Origin of the sequence: Aquibium pacificum, from assembly GCF_040839445.1 — a bacterium.
GTDB classification, from domain to species: domain Bacteria; phylum Pseudomonadota; class Alphaproteobacteria; order Rhizobiales; family Rhizobiaceae; genus Aquibium; species Aquibium pacificus.
This window is the reverse complement of record NZ_JBDPGJ010000009.1, coordinates 62,075-77,776: the sequence shown is the minus strand read 5'-3', so window position 1 is coordinate 77,776 and position 15,702 is coordinate 62,075. Positions and strand designations below refer to the sequence as shown.

The following is a 15,702-nucleotide window of genomic DNA, read 5'->3' as shown; positions in this document are numbered from 1 at the left end:
GCCGTGTTCTATCGCGAAGCCGGACAGTTCAAGACGACCTACGCGGCCGACCAGCAGGTCTTCCCGATCCTGCAGGACCGGATCGGGGTCGCAGTCATCCTCTTCATCGCGATCGCCGTCGTTCCCTTCGTCGCGAACGATTTTTTCATGTCCGCGATCGCCATTCCCTTCCTGATCCTGGCGCTGGCTACCATAGGGCTGAACGTGCTGACGGGTTACGCCGGACAGCTCTCCCTCGGCACGGGCGGCTTCATGGGCGTCGGCGCCTATGCCTGCTACAAGCTGGCGACGATTTTTCCCGACGTTCCGATCGTCGCGCATATCCTGCTGTCGGGCATTTTCGCGGCGGCGGCCGGCGTGGTGTTCGGCCTGCCGTCGCTGCGCATCAAGGGGCTCTACCTCGCGGTCACCACGCTTGCGGCGCAGTTCTTCTTCGAATGGTGCTTCATTCGCATTCCCTGGCTCTACAACTACAACGCCTCCGGGGCGATCGAAGTGCCGGGCCTGACGCTCCTCGGCGTTACGGTCACGGGGCCGGCCGCCGGCAGCATCCCGCGCTACTACGTCGTCCTCGCCATCGTGATCCTTCTCACCGTCCTGGTGAAGAACCTCCTGCGCGGGCGCATCGGCCGGCAGTGGATGATGATCCGCGACATGGACATCGCCGCCGAGCTGATGGGCGTGCGGCCGCTTTACGCCAAACTCTCCGCCTTCGCCGTCTCGTCGTACCTGTGCGGCGTGGCGGGAGCGATGTTCGTGTTCTTCTATCTCGGCGCCGCGGAGCCTTCGGCGTTCTCGATCACGCTGTCCTTCCAGGTGCTGTTCATGGCCATCCTGGGCGGACTGGGCTCCCTGGTCGGCTGCTTCTTCGGCGCCGCCTTCATCTGGATCCTGCCGATCCTGCTTCGCGCGGGGCCACCGATGATCGGCATTCCGATCGCGGCCGAGACGGCGACCCATGTGACCTCGATGATCATCGGCGCTCTGATCGTGGCGTTCCTGATCCTCGAACCGCATGGTCTCGCCCGGCTTTGGCAGATCGGAAAGGAAAAGCTCAGGGTGTGGCCCTTCCCCTATGCGTGAGGGCCATACCGAAGAATGCCTGCGCGTGCAGGACGACAGCCTACGATCCGGGCTTCGAGCCTTGTCCGGATCCTGCTGGAGGAAAAGGCTCACACACGGCCTTGCGGCCAGTGCAACGGGAGGAACGACATGAGACTGAAATCGCTGATTGTCGGCGGCATTCTCGCCGCCATGGCGTCGACGGCGGCACTGCCCGCCCTGGCGCAGGACAGCGTCTACGTGCCGCTGTTCAGCTACCGGACCGGCCCCTACGCCGGCTCCGGCATTCCGATCGCCAACGGCATGAGCGACTATCTCACCATGCTCAACGAGCGCGACGGCGGCATCAACGGCGTCAAGATCAACGTCGAGGAGTGCGAGACCGGCTACGACACCCAGAAGGGCGTCGAATGCTACGAGCAGGTCAAGGCGAAGAACCCGCTGGTGATCTCGCCCTATTCGACCGGCATCACGCTGCAGGTCATCCCGAAGGCGGGCGTCGACAAGATCCCGGTGCTCTCGATGGCCTACGGGCTTTCGGCGGCGGCGGTCGGCGATTCCTTCCCCTGGGTTTTCAATCCGCCCGCGACCTACTGGGACGGCGCCTCGGCCATCATCACCGACATCGCCAACCGTGAAGGCGGCATGGAGAGCCTGAAGGGCAAGAAGATCGGCTACATCTATCTCGACGCGGGCTACGGCAAGGAGCCGATCCCGCTGCTGGAGGACTTCTCGAAGAAATACGGCTTCGAACTCACCCTCTACCCGGTGCCGGGCAAGGAGATGCAGAACCAGTCGTCGCAGTGGCTCAACGTGCGCCGCGACCGTCCCGACTACATGATCATGTGGGGCTGGGGCGCCATGAACCCGACCGCGGTCAAGGAAGCGGTGAAGATCCGCTATCCTATGGACAAGTTCTACGGCATCTGGTGGTCGGGCGGTAACGACGACGCGGGCGCCGGCGGCGAGGATGCCAAGGGCTACCGCACGATGAACTTCCACGGAGTGGGCAGCGACTATCCGGTCATCCAGGACATCAAGAAATATGTGGTGGATGCCGGCAAGAGCCAGGTCGATCCGGCGAAGTTCGCCGACAACCTCTACAACCGTGGCGTCTACAACTCGATGCTGATCGCTGAAGGCATCCGGCAGGCGCAGGAACTCACCGGCAAGAAAGTGATCGACGCCGCCGACATGCGCGCCGGCCTCGAAAACCTCAACGTCGACGAGGCGCGCCTGAAGGAGATCGGCATGGAGGGCTTCGCCAAGCCGGTGAAGCTGTCGTGCTCCGACCACTCCGGCCACCACCAGGTCTACGTCGTCGAATGGGACGGCAAGGACTGGCAGAAGGCGGGCGAGTGGTTTTCGCCGATGACCGACGTCGTGCGCCCAATGCTCGAGAAGGCCGCGGAGGAGTACACGACCGCCAACGCGCCATGGCCCAAGCGCGAGGAGAAGTGCCTCTCGAACTGACGGTTCGAAGAAGGCCGGCCGGCTCGCCCCCAGGGCGGGCCGGACTACATCCCGGAGGAGGAACGAGGCTCGCATGACGGCTGTCGACATCGATCGGGACGGCAAGACCGAAGCCGCCGCCGACGCCATCCTGGCGGTCAACAACATCGAGGTGATCTACAACCACGTCATCCTCGTGCTGAAGGGCGTTTCGCTGACCGTGCAGCGCGGCGGCATTGTCGCCTTGCTCGGCGCCAACGGCGCCGGCAAGACGACGACGCTGAAGGCGATCTCCAACCTGCTGCGGGCCGAACGCGGCGAGGTCACCAAGGGCAGCATCCACTTCGAAGGCGAACGCGTGGAGGCGCTGTCGCCGAACGATCTCGTGCGGCGCGGCTGTATCCAGGTGATGGAGGGCCGGCATTGCTTCGGTCATCTGACCGTCGAGGAGAACCTGCTGACCGGCGCCTTCACGCGTAAGGACGGCGCGGCCGGGATCAAGCGGGATCTCGAGATGGTCTATGACTATTTCCCGCGGCTCAGGGAACGGCGCGGATCGCAGGCCGGCTACACGTCCGGCGGCGAGCAGCAGATGACGGCGATCGGCCGGGCGCTCATGTCGCGGCCCAAGATGATCCTGCTCGACGAACCCTCGATGGGGCTCGCCCCGCAACTGGTCGAGGAGATCTTCGAGATCGTCAAGAAGCTCAACGAGGAGCAGGGGGTGTCCTTCCTGCTGGCCGAACAGAACACCAACATCGCGCTGCGCTACGCGCGCCACGGCTATATCCTCGAATCGGGCCGCATCGTGCTCGACGGCGAGGCCAGGGCACTGCGCGAGAACGAGGACGTGAAGGAGTTCTACCTCGGCGTCGGCGGCGAGGGGCGGCGGTCGTTCAAGAACGTCAAGCACTACAAGCGCCGCAAGCGCTGGCTGGCGTGAGCGGAGATCGCGGCGGAGCCTTCAGAACTCTCCAGGCTGCTCGAAGGTGAGATCGGCGTAGAGATCGGCAAGCGGCAGCGCTGCTTCGATCTCGGGAAGGGCGATGACGGCTTCGAGGCCCCTGAGTTCAGAATAGGTCCACTCGCCTTCGATGCGACGCCAGACGGTGACCTGTGGCGCTTCCGAATCGACGAGGAGAATCACCCGGATCGAGGGATGACGCTTGTATTCCTCGATCTTCTGGAACCGGTCGAAGCGGATGGTGGACGGCGAGAGCACTTCGATGACAAGGCGAGGATCGGCGGCGGACATCGAACGGCCTTCCGCCTTTCCGCAGTCGACGGTGACATCGGGCCGACGTGTACCGCGATCTGTTTCCACCGACTGGTCGCTCGTCATCGGGCGGCACGGCTTGCCGCGGAGCGCGTTGAACAGGGTGGCAAGCGCGTTGACGGTCACCCAGTCATGCCGCCGGCTGGCCCCCGTCATCGCCTTGACGTGCAATACGGGTACGCCGTCCACGAGTTCGTAGTTCTTGTCCTGGCGCTGCTGCCATTCGAAGAACTCCTCGACCGTCATTCTCTTCGGCTGGCGCTCGGCCATCGGCAAGGGTCCCGCTACCTTCTTCAACGATCATAGCAGAGTGATCTGCCACCATGAAGCGCGGCGGAATGCGTCCATATGCGTCTCGATCGCGGCATTGCCCTCGCATCGGCTTTTCGGTATGTGCGCAACAGGAATTTTCAACGGGGCATACCGATGGCTGAAGACACGCCGACCGGTCCGGTCGAGATGGGCGCGGACATGGACTACGCGGAACACGACAAGACCTACTCGATGTTCCTTTTCATGACCAAGTACGGCATCATCGTCTGTGCCGCGCTGATGATCGCCATGGCGTTCGGGTTCTTCGCTGGCGGCGGCTTCTTCTCGTCCCTGATCGTGTTTATCCTCGTGGTGGCGCTGGCGTCGTATATACTGCGCTGATGCACCGCTCTTCCCGACGAGAGGGAGGAGAGGTTCCAACCGGAGGGAGTAGACGGTGGGACTGACTGTTTTCGTGCCGAACGAGTCTGGTGCCGGCGAGCCGCGCGTCGCGGCCTCGCCCGATACCGTAAAGCGTATGGTGGCGCTGGGTCTCGACGTCGTGGTCGAGACGGGGGCCGGCCGGGATTCCCGCATCACCGACGAGGAATTCTCGAAGGGCGGCGCTGCGATCGGGACATCGTCCGACGCGTCCAAAGCCGACATCGTCCTGAAGGTGCGCCGGCCCCGCGAGGCCGAGCTCAAGTCCTTCAAGAAGGGCGGCGTCGTCATTGCGACGATGGATCCCTACGGCCATGAAGCCGCCGTCGCGGCGATGGGCAAGGCGGGCGTCACGGCCTTCGCGATGGAATTCATGCCGCGCATCACCCGCGCGCAGTCGATGGACGTCCTGTCGAGCCAGGCGAACCTCGCCGGCTACCAGGCGGTCATCGACGCCGCGGCGGCGTATGATCGTGCGTTCCCGATGATGATGACGGCGGCGGGCACGGTTCCCGCCGCGAAAATCTTCGTGATGGGCGCTGGCGTCGCCGGCCTGCAGGCGATCGCCACGGCGCGCCGGCTGGGCGCGGTGGTGACCGCCACCGACGTGCGCGCGGCCGCCGGCGAGCAGGTCGCCTCTCTGGGCGCGAAGTTCATCATGACCGACGCGCTGAAGGACGCCTCGGGCGAGGGCGGCTATGCGCGCGAACTCACCGAGGACGAGAAGAAGTCTCAATCGGCGCTCGTGGCCGACCACATCGCCAAGCAGGACATCGTCATCACCACCGCCCTGATCCCGGGCCGCCCGGCGCCCCGGCTGGTCTCGGCCGACATGGTGAAGTCGATGCGGCCGGGTTCGGTCATCGTCGACCTGGCGGTCGAGCGGGGCGGCAACGTCGAGGGTGCGGTGGCCGGCAAGGTGGTCACGACCGACAACGACGTGAGGATCATCGGCCATTTCAACGTGCCGGGGCGCATCGCGGCTTCGGCGTCGCTGCTCTACGCCCGTAACCTCTACGCCTTCCTCGAGACCCTGATCGACAAGCAGAACAAGTCGCTGGCGATCAACCGCGACGACGAACTCGTCAAGGCGACCTTGCTCACGCACGGCGGCGAGGTGGTGCATCCCAATTTTGCCTCGGCCCCGGTAGCGAAGCCTGCCGTTTCCAAGCCTGAAAAGGTCGACGAGCTCGCGGCGCCGGCCGACAACGCTCCACCGGATCCCGACATGCTGAAGGCGGCGACGGGGACGGAAGCCGGTCTCGATGCGTCGCCGAAGCCCAAGAGGAAACCGGTGCCCCGCAAGTCCGCGCCGAAAGCCGCGGCGGCAAAGCCGGCCGCTGCGAAAGCAAAGGCGGCGGCTCCGCTGAAGGGACCTGTCGACAAGCGCTCCGATGGCGCGGCGGTAATGGAAGATCCGGCGGGCGGCACAGACGATGCGTCCAAGCCCGAGGGAGGCGTCTGATGGAAAAATCGGCTCTCGAACACGCGCTCGACCAGCTCGACCAGGCGGCGGCTTCAGTGCGCATGGCGCTTGAAGACCAGAACGCGGCGGAGGCGGCGGCGGCGCTCGGCACGAGCGTCACCGGCGGCGCCATCGACCCCTTCGTCTTCCGGCTCGCGATCTTCGTCCTGGCGATCTTCGTCGGCTACTACGTCGTCTGGTCGGTGACTCCGGCGCTGCACACGCCGCTGATGTCCGTGACCAACGCCATTTCCTCCGTGATCGTCGTGGGTGCCCTGCTTGCCGTGGGCATCTCGGCCTCCGGGCTGGCGACCGGCTTCGGCTTCATCGCGCTCGTGCTTGCATCCGTGAACATATTCGGCGGCTTCCTCGTCACCCAGCGCATGCTGGCGATGTACAAGAAGAAAGAGAAGTGAGCGCCGAACGATGAATGAAAACTTCGCCTCCTTTCTCTACCTCGTCTCCGGCGTGCTGTTCATCATGGCGCTGCGCGGACTGTCGCACCCCACGACCAGCCGGCAGGGCAACACCTACGGCATGGTGGGCATGGGAATTGCCATCCTCACCACGCTGGCGCTGGCCACGCCGAGCTTCGGCGGGTTGCTGCTGATCGTGGTGGGTCTCGCCGTCGGCGGCGGCGCGGGCGCCTATATCGCGCGCTCGATCCCGATGACCTCCATGCCGCAACTCGTCGCGGCATTCCACTCGCTGGTCGGTCTGGCTGCGGTCATGGTCGCGGCGGCGGCCATGTATGCGCCCGAGAGTTTCGGCATCGGCATCATCGGCGACATCCACAGCCAGGCGCTCGTGGAAATGTCGATCGGCGTGGCGATCGGCGCCATCACGTTCACCGGATCGATCATCGCCTTCCTGAAGCTCGACGGGCGCATGTCCGGCAAGCCGATCATGATCGGGGGCCGGCACGTCATCAACGCCTCGCTGGCGATCGCGCTGGTCATTCTCATCGTGATGCTGGTCACCACCGAAAGCACGACGGTGTTCTGGCTCATCGTGCTCGTCTCGCTGGCGCTCGGCGTGCTGATCATCATCCCGATCGGCGGCGCCGACATGCCGGTGGTCGTGTCGATGCTCAATTCCTATTCCGGCTGGGCGGCGGCGGGCATCGGGTTCACGCTGGGCAACCTCGCGCTAATCATCACCGGCGCGCTGGTCGGCTCGTCGGGCGCGATCCTGTCCTACATCATGTGCAAAGGCATGAACCGGAGCTTCATCTCGGTCATCCTGGGCGGCTTCGGTGGCGAGACGGCGGCGGCGGGCGGCGACGACGGCATCGACCGCACGGTCAAGCAGGGCTCGGCCGACGACGCGGCCTACCTGATGATGAACGCCCAGAAGGTCATCATCGTGCCGGGCTACGGCATGGCGGTGGCGCAGGCGCAGCACGCGCTGCGCGAGATGGCCGACAAGCTGAAGGCGCATGGCGTCGAGGTGAAGTACGCGATCCACCCGGTCGCGGGCCGGATGCCGGGGCACATGAACGTGCTGCTCGCGGAGGCGAACGTGCCCTACGACGAGGTCTTTGAACTCGAGGACATCAACTCGGAATTCGCACAGGCCGACGTCGCCTACGTCATCGGCGCCAACGACGTGACGAACCCTTCGGCGCGCGACGACAAGTCGAGCCCGATCTACGGCATGCCTATCCTCGACGTCGACAAGGCGCGTACCTGCCTCTTCGTCAAGCGCTCGCTCGGCTCGGGCTATGCCGGCATCGACAACACGCTGTTCTACAAGGACGGCACCATGATGCTGCTCGGCGACGCCAAGAAGATGACCGAGGAGATCGTCAAGGCGATGGAGCATTGACGGGGCTGCCTGCGGCAGACCTGAGTTTTTGGGAGCACGGCGCCGAGATCATCTCCGGCGCCGTTCCGCTTTCGGTGGTGCGGCTCGTCGCTGAGGCCTTTGCCAAGAGCATCGACGGACGCGCGGGCGTGCGATCCCTTGAAGCCGACCCCGGAGTGGCCGCGATCCTGGCGCCCGGCGGCCACCTCGGACTGGTCGCGCAGCAATTCTCGGAAGCGCCAGGCGACTTCATGCGGCCGGTGCGCGTCGTCTTCTTCGACAAGACGCCAGAGGTCAACTGGGCTGTACCGTGGCATCAGGACCGCACGATCGCGGTTGCCGAGCGATGCGAGGTGGACGGTTTCGCCAGTTGGAACCGTAAAAACGGCGTCGACCATGTCGAGCCGCCGGTTTGGCTGTTGTCCCGCATGATCACCCTTCGTCTCCATGTCGACGATGCCGGCGCTGAGAACGGCGCGCTGGACATCCTTCCCGGATCGCATCGTCTCGGCCGCGTACCCGCAGCCGACGTGGAGCAAGCCGTACGGGCGGGCGTTGCGGTGAAATGCATGGCGAAGAGCGGCGACATCCTCGCCATACGGCTGACGACGATCCACAGGTCCGTTCGCTCGGCCCGGCCGTCCCGGCGGCGCGTGCTGCATGTCGACTACAGTCCCGACGACCTGCCGGCGCCGCTTCGCTGGCGCGGCTGACCCCGTCAGCGGTTGGACATCGGCGCCCGCTGGCGTAGGATGCGGGGGGTTCATGTTAGGGCTCAGTCCATGGATGATCCGGAGCCTTCCAGCAGCGCCGTCTCGCAGCCTGCCGCGGCTGCGCGCAGGCAGAAGCAGGCGGTGGTCGTCATCCACGGCATCGGCGAGCAGCGGCCGATGGCTACCATCCGCAGCCTCGTCGAGGCGCTCTGGACGCGCGATCCCGATCTGACGCCGCCCCATCGCGGCAAGGCGCCGGCAGACGGAAGTGGCGCGGCGCGGGTCAACCAGAGCTGGATCACGCCCGACAGGCGCACGGCCTCGCACGAACTGCGCCGCATCACCACGCCCTATGACAGAAAGGGCCGGCGCACGGACTTCTACGAGCTCTACTGGGCGGACTTGACCCAGGGCACGACGCGGGCGCGCCTTTTCGCCTGGATCCGCGAATTGCTCTTGCGAAGCCGTTCCGAGATTCCCCCCGATGCGCGGAAACTCTATGTCGCGACCTGGATTTTCGCAGTGGTCGTCGCACTTGCCGCGGCTCTGCTTGCCTTCTCGTTCTGGGGCGCCTGGCTTTTGCCCGTCACGGCGGTGTTGCTGACGATCGCGGCCTCGTTCGTCCTGTGGGTGCTCGATCAGTTCGCGTTGCCCTACTTCGGCGACGTGGCGGCCTATGTGCAGGCGACGCCGGACACGGTCGAGAGCCGCGCCAAGGTGCGCGAGAGAGGGCTCGGCCTGCTGCGGGCGCTGGCCGACGACGACGAATACGACCGCATCGTCGTCGTCGGCCACAGCCTCGGATCGATCATCGCCTATGATCTCCTGCAGATCCTCTGGGCCGAGCGGCGGCCCCGCGGGCTCGAGTGGCCGCGCGACCGGGAGGTCGTGCGCGCTATCCATGCAGTCGGAGCCTTCGCCGCGCTGCCGCGGGAGGGCGCCGTGCCGCTGGACCAGGCGCAGCTGGAGGCGTTCCGCCGGGCGCAGTGGCAACTCTTCTCGCGCCTGAAGGTGAAAAGCGCCGTCAACGAGAAACCCTGGAAGTTCAGCGATTTCGTCACGCTCGGCAGCCCGCTCAGCCACGCCGAGTTCCTGATTGCGCGCAACGCGGACGCGTTCCGCAAAGGCGCGGAGGAGCGGCTCTATTCGCTGTCGCCGCCGATTTCGGATTCACGCTCCAGGCGCACGCTGCTCTACTACGAGCGGCCGCGCATCCGCGCTGTGCATCACGCCGCCTGCTTTGCGGCGACGCGGTGGACCAACATCTTTGACATCGGCAATGGCTGGTCGACCGGCGATCCGTTCTCGGGCCCGATGCGCGAGAATTTCGGCGGCGGCGTCGAGGAGCACCGGGTGCGGCTGGAGTGGACACTCTTCGGCATGCGCACGCGGCTCTTCACCCATACGCACTACTGGTCGACGGAGGCGGCGGGATCGAAGGTTGAAGGGGAAGCCGCCGCGACGGACCATCTGAAGGCGTTGCGCGAAGCGGTCGACCTGGCAAGGCGCGCAGACGACGCGATCAGGCCGTAAGTGGACGGAAGTGGCAGAGCACGATCAAGCCGTGGGCAGCCCGAACTGACAGAACCATAAGCGGACGGGCCACGCCTTCTGCCGCGACCCGTCCGTTTCGGAATTCAACGCCGGCTTAGGCTGTCGCTGGATCGGCTACTACTGCGCCGACCGCAGCTCGAAGCTGGTGACGCCGAGGGCGAGGTTCACGCCGGTCTGCGTCTGCACGCTGACGGGCTGGAGGGTGAAGCTCTCGTCCGAGCCGCCGACGAGCAGGTTGGCGCCGACGCCGACACCGGCGGAAGCCTCGGCGCTCGCCCCGACATAGTCACCGGCCAGCGCACCCGGCTCGTAGACGTCGGGAGCCGGCGCGAGCACCAGCCACTGCATGATCGTCGCGCCGGTCACGCCGATGTCGAGACCGAACTTGCTGATCACGCCGAAATACTGCTCTGCCGGCATCGCCCCGTCGGCGGGGGCGTAGGTGCAGCTCACATCCTTGGTCGAGCCGATGATGAAGCCGGCGCCGCCCTCGACGACGCAGTCGAGTAGACCGAGTTTCACACCCTCCTGGGCGTGGACGGTCGCCGGTGCCAGCGTGATGATGGCGGCGGCCGTAAGTGCGCGAATGTTCATCGTCGTGATCTCCGTTGGAACTGGGGCGGGAATGTCCTGCCGCCCACATCGGTTCCGGTGGAGCCGGAAAAGAAGGTCAGCTGCCCTTTGTGCGATCCAGCCCGGCGACGGCGGGGCCGTAGTTCGGATCGAGCTTCACGGCCTGCTGGTAGGACTTGCGGGCGCGCGCCTTGTCGCCCCGCCGTTCGTAGACCAGGGCCTGGTTGGCCCAGCCTTCGGCGTTGTCCTCGTCCAGCTTGATGGCGGTGTTGAAATCGGCGAAGGCGTTGTCCTCGTCGCCCAGCGCGAGATAGGAGACGCCTCGCCCATTGTAGGGCTCGGCCGCATCCGGCGCCAGCGAGATGGCGGTGGAGAAATCTTCCAGCGCGAAATTCTGCTGGCCCTGCGCCTGATAGAGCAGTCCGCGGTTGTGGTAGGCGCGCGGATCGGTAGTGTCCAGCTGGATGGCGCGCTGGAAATCGCTGAAGGCTTCCTGCGTGCGGCCGGCCAGGCGGTAGAGATTTCCGCGGCCGATATAGGCGGCGTCGTAGCTCGGATTGATCTGCAGGGCGCGGTTGTAGTCGGCCACGGCCTTGGCGTCGTCGCCCACGTAGCGCCAGATCAGGGCCCGGTTCGCGTAGGCCTGATAGTACTGGGGATTGAGCCGGATCGCGGTGTCGAAGTCCTTCAGCGCATCCTCGTAGCGGCCGGCCCGGCCGAAGGCGGAGCCGCGGACGTTGTAGGCCTGCGCGTCGTTCGGGCTGCGCTCGATGACCGACGTCAGCGAGGCAATGTTCTCGGCCGAACCCTGCGCGGTGTCGATCGCGGCGATCTGCGCCGCGGGGCCGGACGAGGTCTGGCATGCGGCAAGCGCCACCGCACAAGCCAGGAGAGCGGCTGCGGAAATGCCGCGCCGGGCAGCAGGGGTGTTGCCTGAGATAAGGTTCATTCGATCTCGTTTTCCGAGCTGTCCGCCTCTTTTTGCGACAATCACCGCGATCGCTCGCCATGCGGTCGCCGCCTCAACAAAAAAGTGGCGGCGATTCTCATCGCGCCACTCTGCTAGCGTCACAAAGAGACGAAAGATGGGCAGGCGTCAGCGCGCGGGCGCAGGCTTCGGGCCGGCGATCAGTCCTTCGCGCTGGGCGCGCTTGCGTGCCAGTTTGCGGGCTCGGCGAACGGCTTCCGCCTTCTCGCGGGCACGCTTCTCCGAGGGCTTCTCGTAGTGGCCGCGCATCTTCATTTCGCGGAAGATGCCTTCGCGCTGCATTTTTTTCTTCAGCGCGCGAAGCGCCTGATCTACGTTGTTGTCGCGGACGAGTACCTGCACGGGCGTTCCTGTCGTTCCTAGTTGGCGGGTCGATCACACTTTTGCCGGCGCCCGACAAAAGGGGCGACGCCACGCGGCGAGGTTCACCGCGAAGTGCGCGGCCAATAGCAGAATCAACGGTCTTTGTCCATCAGGATTTGCAGCCCGCCCGCGGGCCGCAAAGCCGCATGGGAGGTGGCTTCCAGGCGGATCCTCGACCGAGGCTTACGTTTCGTCACTCCGCGGCATGGCGCATCGCGGTTTCGGTGTCCGCGGCATCCGGGTTGCCGGCCGCCGTTTCGCAGCCGAGGTCGGGGAAGGCGGCGATCCTCCAGCCGCGCAGGTCGGTGCGCAGCACCACAAGGCCGCGCTCCTCGAAAAAGGCGAGCAGACGGCGCGCCCGCCGGGCCGAATGCGTGCCGTAGGCGCGCGCGAGAATTGCGTCGGACGGGCAGGGGGCGGCATCGACGGCCGCACGCGCCACGAGCAGGAAGACGCCCTGCAGATCGTCCGGCAGCGAGGCGGAGAGGTCCAGCGCCGAGTGCCAGGCGGAGCCGTCCACCGCCTCTCCGGCGACGCCGGCGCGCCCGACGGCCAGGGCGCGCCTGAAAGCGGACAGGCTCAGAGGGTCGCCCGGCACGCGGCGGATGCGGCACCGGACGAGGAAGTCCTGGTAGAGCACCGCGTCGGAGCGGAAGGCGGCGTCCGGATCCTCCAGGATTTCGCCCATGACCGCATCGAGCAGGCGCCGGCGCTCGGCCGGATCGATCGCCGGCTGCGGTGCGTCGGACTGCGGCTGGGAACGCGAGGCGGCGAGCTGCGCCAGGATGTCGGCGGTCGGGGTCGGGGGAGGCGGCACGTGGCGGCGCGGGACGGCGCGCACCTCTTCCGGACCGGGCGCGAAGATCAGGTCCGCCGCGTCTTCCGGCGCCGTTTCGGGAAGCGGCATCAGCCTGGGGCTGGTCGATCGCGCCGCGGTCTCGACCTCGCCGATGCGAATCGGCAGCGGGCGTCGCGAGAGCGCCGGGCCGAGCGCGACGAAATGGCCGCGCGCCAGGTCGCGGAACATCTCCGCCTGCCGGCGGTCCATCCCGAGCAGATCGGCCGCGCGCGCCATGTCGATGTCGAGAAAGGTTCGGCCCATAAGGAAGTTCGACGCCTCGGCGGCGACGTTCTTGGCGAGTTTCGCCAGCCGCTGGGTCGCGATGACGCCCGCCAGACCGCGCTTGCGGCCGCGGCACATCAGGTTTGTCATCGCGCCGAGCGAGACCTTGCGTGCGTCGTCGGCCACCTCGCCTGCGGCGGCGGGGGCGAACAGTTGCGCCTCGTCCACAACGACCAGGACCGGGTACCAGTGGTCGCGCTCGGCATCGAACATGCCGCCGAGGAAGGCGGCGGCCGCGCGCATCTGCTGGTCGACGTCGAGCCCCTCGAGGTTCAGCACGACCGAAACCCGGTGCTGGCGAACGCGCGCGGCGATACGCGTCAGTTCGGCTTCGCTGCGCGTCGCCTCCACGACGAGGTGGCCGAATTTCTCAGCCAGCGTGACGAAATCGCCTTCCGGATCGACGACGCACTGCTGCACCCAGGGGGCACTCTGCTCGAGCAGGCGCCGAAGGAGGTGCGACTTGCCGGAACCCGAATTGCCCTGCACCAGAAGCCGCGTGGCGAGCAGTTCCTCCAGGTCCAGCATGGCCGGCTTGCCGCCGCCGTCCAGCCCCATGTCGATGCCGATCTTCATTCCATTCTTCCGGGTGAACCCCTGCGTGCGCCGTCCGGTCCGCTTCGATATCCAGCGCGCCTCCGCCCGGCGATGCGAAGATGCTGATTATCATCGCAAGCCGTCGGATGCGTCGGCGGAACACGACGATTCACAGGCAATTGCCCGAGCGTCGGAAAAAGGGCACCGGAGTCGCGGCGGTCAGCCCTTTGCCGCCTCTGCCGTCGGCATCAGCTCGAAGTCCGGATAGAAATCGGAATAGTTGCAGGTGATTTCCTCGCCGGCCGCGATGTCGCGCACGGTTGTCGCGCCGCCTGAATCGGAAAAGTCCGTGTTCGGATCGTCGGAATGGTTCATGAAGCGGCCGTTGTCGACTTCGTAGACCAGGAATCCGGGCTTGTCCGGGCTGGGATAGGCGTAGCGGTCGAGGAAGTCCTTCAGCCGCGGCTCGGCCGTCTCGTACTTCTCGACCGGGATGAGCCGGTCGAAATCCGGCTCCAGCCGCCAGATGAGCGTACCCTTGGGGATCGGATCGGCGGCGAAGACGCCCACCCCCTCGATCGGACTGGCACCCACGAACGTGTTCACGAGAAGCATCGAATTCTCTCCACTGGGCCGAATCGGCGCAGGGAAAATCCTCCAACACGCTCGCGGTTGCAAAGGGAGATTTCGCGGACTGTGACGCCGTCTCCGTCCGCGTCGCAATTCGCCATCTGCCGTCGCATTCAGCGCAAGGGTGGCATCGGCTTTTGGCTAGTGATACACCCGCCGACCTGGATGGACATTGAGTGCAAGGGCACGCGAGGCTTTCCCGCTGATGCGCAGATATTCCGCTTTCGCCATCGCCCGCGAAGCTTTTCGCGGCCACAAGGGCTGGGAGGAGCAATGGTCCTTCCCCGAGCCCCGCAAGGAGTACGACGTCATCATCGTCGGCGCCGGCGGGCACGGGCTGGCGACGGCCTACTACCTCGCCAAGGAACACGGCATCACAAACGTGGCGGTGCTGGAGAAGGGCTGGCTCGGCGGCGGCAACACCGGCCGCAACACGACGATCATCCGCTCCAATTACCTCTACGACGAATCGGCCGGCATCTACGATCACGCGGTGAAGCTCTGGGAGGGGCTCTCCCAGGAACTGAACTACAACGTCATGTATTCGCCGCGCGGCGTCATGATGCTGGCGCACAACGTGCACGACGTCCAGGTACTGAAGCGGCACGTGCATGCCAACCGGCTGAACGGCATCGACAACGAATGGCTGACGCCGGAGCAGGCGAAGGAATTCTGCCCGCCGCTCAACATATCGAAGCAGGCGCGCTATCCGATCGTCGGTGCCGCGCTGCAGCGACGCGGCGGCACGGCGCGCCACGACGCGGTGGCCTGGGGCTATGCCCGCGGCGCCTCGGCGCGCGGCGTCCACATCATCCAGAATTGCGAGGTGACCGCAATCAATCGCGGGCCGGACGGCAGGGTCACGGGCGTCGAGACCACGCGCGGGCCGATCGGCGCGAAGAAGATCGGCGTCGTCGCCGCCGGCCACACGTCGGTTCTGATGGAAATGGCGGGCGTGCGCATGCCGCTGGAGAGCTATCCGCTGCAGGCGCTGGTGTCGGAGCCGGTGAAGCCGTGCTTCCCCTGCGTCGTCATGTCGAACACGGTGCACGCCTACATCTCGCAGTCCGACAAGGGCGAACTGGTGATCGGTGCCGGCACCGACCAGTACATCTCCTATTCGCAGGCCGGCGGCCTGCACATCATCAATCACACGCTCGACGCCATCTGCGAGATGTTCCCCATGTTCACGCGCATGAAGATGCTGCGCTCCTGGGGCGGCATCGTCGACGTGACGCCGGACCGCTCGCCGATCCTGGCCAGGACGCCGGTCAAAGGGCTCTACGTCAACTGCGGCTGGGGGACGGGCGGCTTCAAGGCGACGCCTGGTTCGGGCCATGTGTTCGCCCATACGATCGCCCGCGACGAACCGCACCGCATCAACGCGCCGTTCACGCTGGAACGGTTCCGCACCGGCCGGCTGATCGACGAGGCGGCCGCGGCCGCCGTGGCGCACTGAGACCGGCG

The 15,702-nt window shown here is 66.1% G+C and carries 16 protein-coding genes; 10 read left to right on the top strand and 6 right to left on the bottom strand.

The annotated features are described in order from the left end of the window. Positions 1 to 3 precede the first annotated feature (3 nt). The 3 genes from ABGN05_RS27690 (at position 4) to ABGN05_RS27680 (ending at position 3,457) form a co-directional block, all read left to right on the top strand. Positions 4 to 1,083 (top strand): branched-chain amino acid ABC transporter permease, encoded by a 1,080-nt coding sequence (locus ABGN05_RS27690; protein WP_367957268.1) that lies wholly within the window; start codon positions 4 to 6, stop codon positions 1,081 to 1,083. A gap of 129 nt (positions 1,084 to 1,212) precedes the next feature. Beyond that, a complete protein-coding gene (locus ABGN05_RS27685; RefSeq protein ID WP_367957267.1) occupies positions 1,213 to 2,535 on the top strand; it encodes an ABC transporter substrate-binding protein in 1,323 nt (440 codons plus the stop codon). Between the two features lie 73 nt (positions 2,536 to 2,608). Continuing rightward, positions 2,609 to 3,457 carry an ABC transporter ATP-binding protein gene (locus ABGN05_RS27680; RefSeq protein WP_367957266.1) on the top strand — a complete coding sequence of 283 codons (849 nt, stop codon included), beginning with the start codon at positions 2,609 to 2,611 and terminating at the stop codon, positions 3,455 to 3,457. 21 nt (positions 3,458 to 3,478) lie between these two features. Here ABGN05_RS27680 and ABGN05_RS27675 read toward each other — a convergent pair whose 3' ends face one another. Beyond that, positions 3,479 to 4,060 (bottom strand): Uma2 family endonuclease, encoded by a 582-nt coding sequence (locus ABGN05_RS27675; protein WP_367957265.1) that lies wholly within the window; start codon positions 4,058 to 4,060, stop codon positions 3,479 to 3,481. A 156-nt stretch (positions 4,061 to 4,216) separates the two neighbouring features. Here ABGN05_RS27675 and ABGN05_RS27670 point away from each other — a divergent pair, with 156 nt between their 5' ends. The 6 genes from ABGN05_RS27670 to ABGN05_RS27645 all read left to right on the top strand — a co-directional run bounded on the left by ABGN05_RS27670 (position 4,217) and on the right by ABGN05_RS27645 (position 10,000). Then, complete coding sequence (locus ABGN05_RS27670; RefSeq protein ID WP_367957264.1) at positions 4,217 to 4,444, top strand: aa3-type cytochrome c oxidase subunit IV; 228 nt, start codon at positions 4,217 to 4,219, stop codon at positions 4,442 to 4,444. Positions 4,445 to 4,499: 55 nt separating this feature from the next. Then, positions 4,500 to 5,948, top strand: a complete 1,449-nt coding sequence (locus ABGN05_RS27665) for a Re/Si-specific NAD(P)(+) transhydrogenase subunit alpha (RefSeq protein ID WP_367957263.1) — start codon at positions 4,500 to 4,502, stop codon at positions 5,946 to 5,948. After that, positions 5,948 to 6,364: an NAD(P) transhydrogenase subunit alpha part 2 gene (locus ABGN05_RS27660; protein WP_367957262.1), complete on the top strand. Its 417-nt coding sequence runs from the start codon at positions 5,948 to 5,950 to the stop codon at positions 6,362 to 6,364. The genes ABGN05_RS27665 and ABGN05_RS27660 overlap by 1 nt, the downstream gene beginning before the upstream one ends. A gap of 10 nt (positions 6,365 to 6,374) precedes the next feature. Then, positions 6,375 to 7,775 carry an NAD(P)(+) transhydrogenase (Re/Si-specific) subunit beta gene (locus tag ABGN05_RS27655; RefSeq protein WP_367957261.1) on the top strand — a complete coding sequence of 467 codons (1,401 nt, stop codon included), beginning with the start codon at positions 6,375 to 6,377 and terminating at the stop codon, positions 7,773 to 7,775. After that, the gene (locus ABGN05_RS27650) at positions 7,772 to 8,467 is read left to right on the top strand and encodes a phytanoyl-CoA dioxygenase family protein (RefSeq protein ID WP_367957260.1); all 696 of its coding nucleotides are present in this window, start codon (positions 7,772 to 7,774) and stop codon (positions 8,465 to 8,467) included. Before ABGN05_RS27655 ends, ABGN05_RS27650 begins: the two co-directional genes overlap by 4 nt. Before the next feature lie 69 nt (positions 8,468 to 8,536). Beyond that, positions 8,537 to 10,000 (top strand): hypothetical protein, encoded by a 1,464-nt coding sequence (locus ABGN05_RS27645; protein ID WP_367957259.1) that lies wholly within the window; start codon positions 8,537 to 8,539, stop codon positions 9,998 to 10,000. Positions 10,001 to 10,138: 138 nt separating this feature from the next. On the opposite strand, the gene ABGN05_RS27640 is transcribed toward ABGN05_RS27645, so the two are convergent. The 5 genes from ABGN05_RS27640 to ABGN05_RS27620 all read right to left on the bottom strand — a co-directional run bounded on the left by ABGN05_RS27640 (position 10,139) and on the right by ABGN05_RS27620 (position 14,220). Next, entirely contained in the window at positions 10,139 to 10,615 is a 477-nt protein-coding gene (locus ABGN05_RS27640) for a DUF992 domain-containing protein (protein ID WP_367957258.1), read from the bottom strand. A 76-nt stretch (positions 10,616 to 10,691) separates the two neighbouring features. Further along, entirely contained in the window at positions 10,692 to 11,543 is an 852-nt protein-coding gene (locus tag ABGN05_RS27635; RefSeq protein ID WP_367957257.1) for a tetratricopeptide repeat protein, read from the bottom strand. A 147-nt stretch (positions 11,544 to 11,690) separates the two neighbouring features. Then, on the bottom strand, positions 11,691 to 11,924 hold the full coding sequence (rpsU, locus tag ABGN05_RS27630; RefSeq protein ID WP_367957256.1) for a 30S ribosomal protein S21: 234 nt from the start codon (positions 11,922 to 11,924) through the stop codon (positions 11,691 to 11,693). 214 nt (positions 11,925 to 12,138) lie between these two features. Then, positions 12,139 to 13,644, bottom strand: coding sequence for a helicase HerA domain-containing protein (locus tag ABGN05_RS27625; protein ID WP_367957255.1), 1,506 nt, complete (start codon positions 13,642 to 13,644; stop codon positions 12,139 to 12,141). 180 nt (positions 13,645 to 13,824) lie between these two features. Beyond that, on the bottom strand, positions 13,825 to 14,220 hold the full coding sequence (locus ABGN05_RS27620; protein WP_367957254.1) for an SET domain-containing protein: 396 nt from the start codon (positions 14,218 to 14,220) through the stop codon (positions 13,825 to 13,827). 220 nt (positions 14,221 to 14,440) lie between these two features. Here ABGN05_RS27620 and ABGN05_RS27615 point away from each other — a divergent pair, with 220 nt between their 5' ends. Next, the gene (locus ABGN05_RS27615) at positions 14,441 to 15,694 is read left to right on the top strand and encodes a sarcosine oxidase subunit beta (RefSeq protein ID WP_367957253.1); all 1,254 of its coding nucleotides are present in this window, start codon (positions 14,441 to 14,443) and stop codon (positions 15,692 to 15,694) included. Positions 15,695 to 15,702 lie beyond the last annotated feature (8 nt).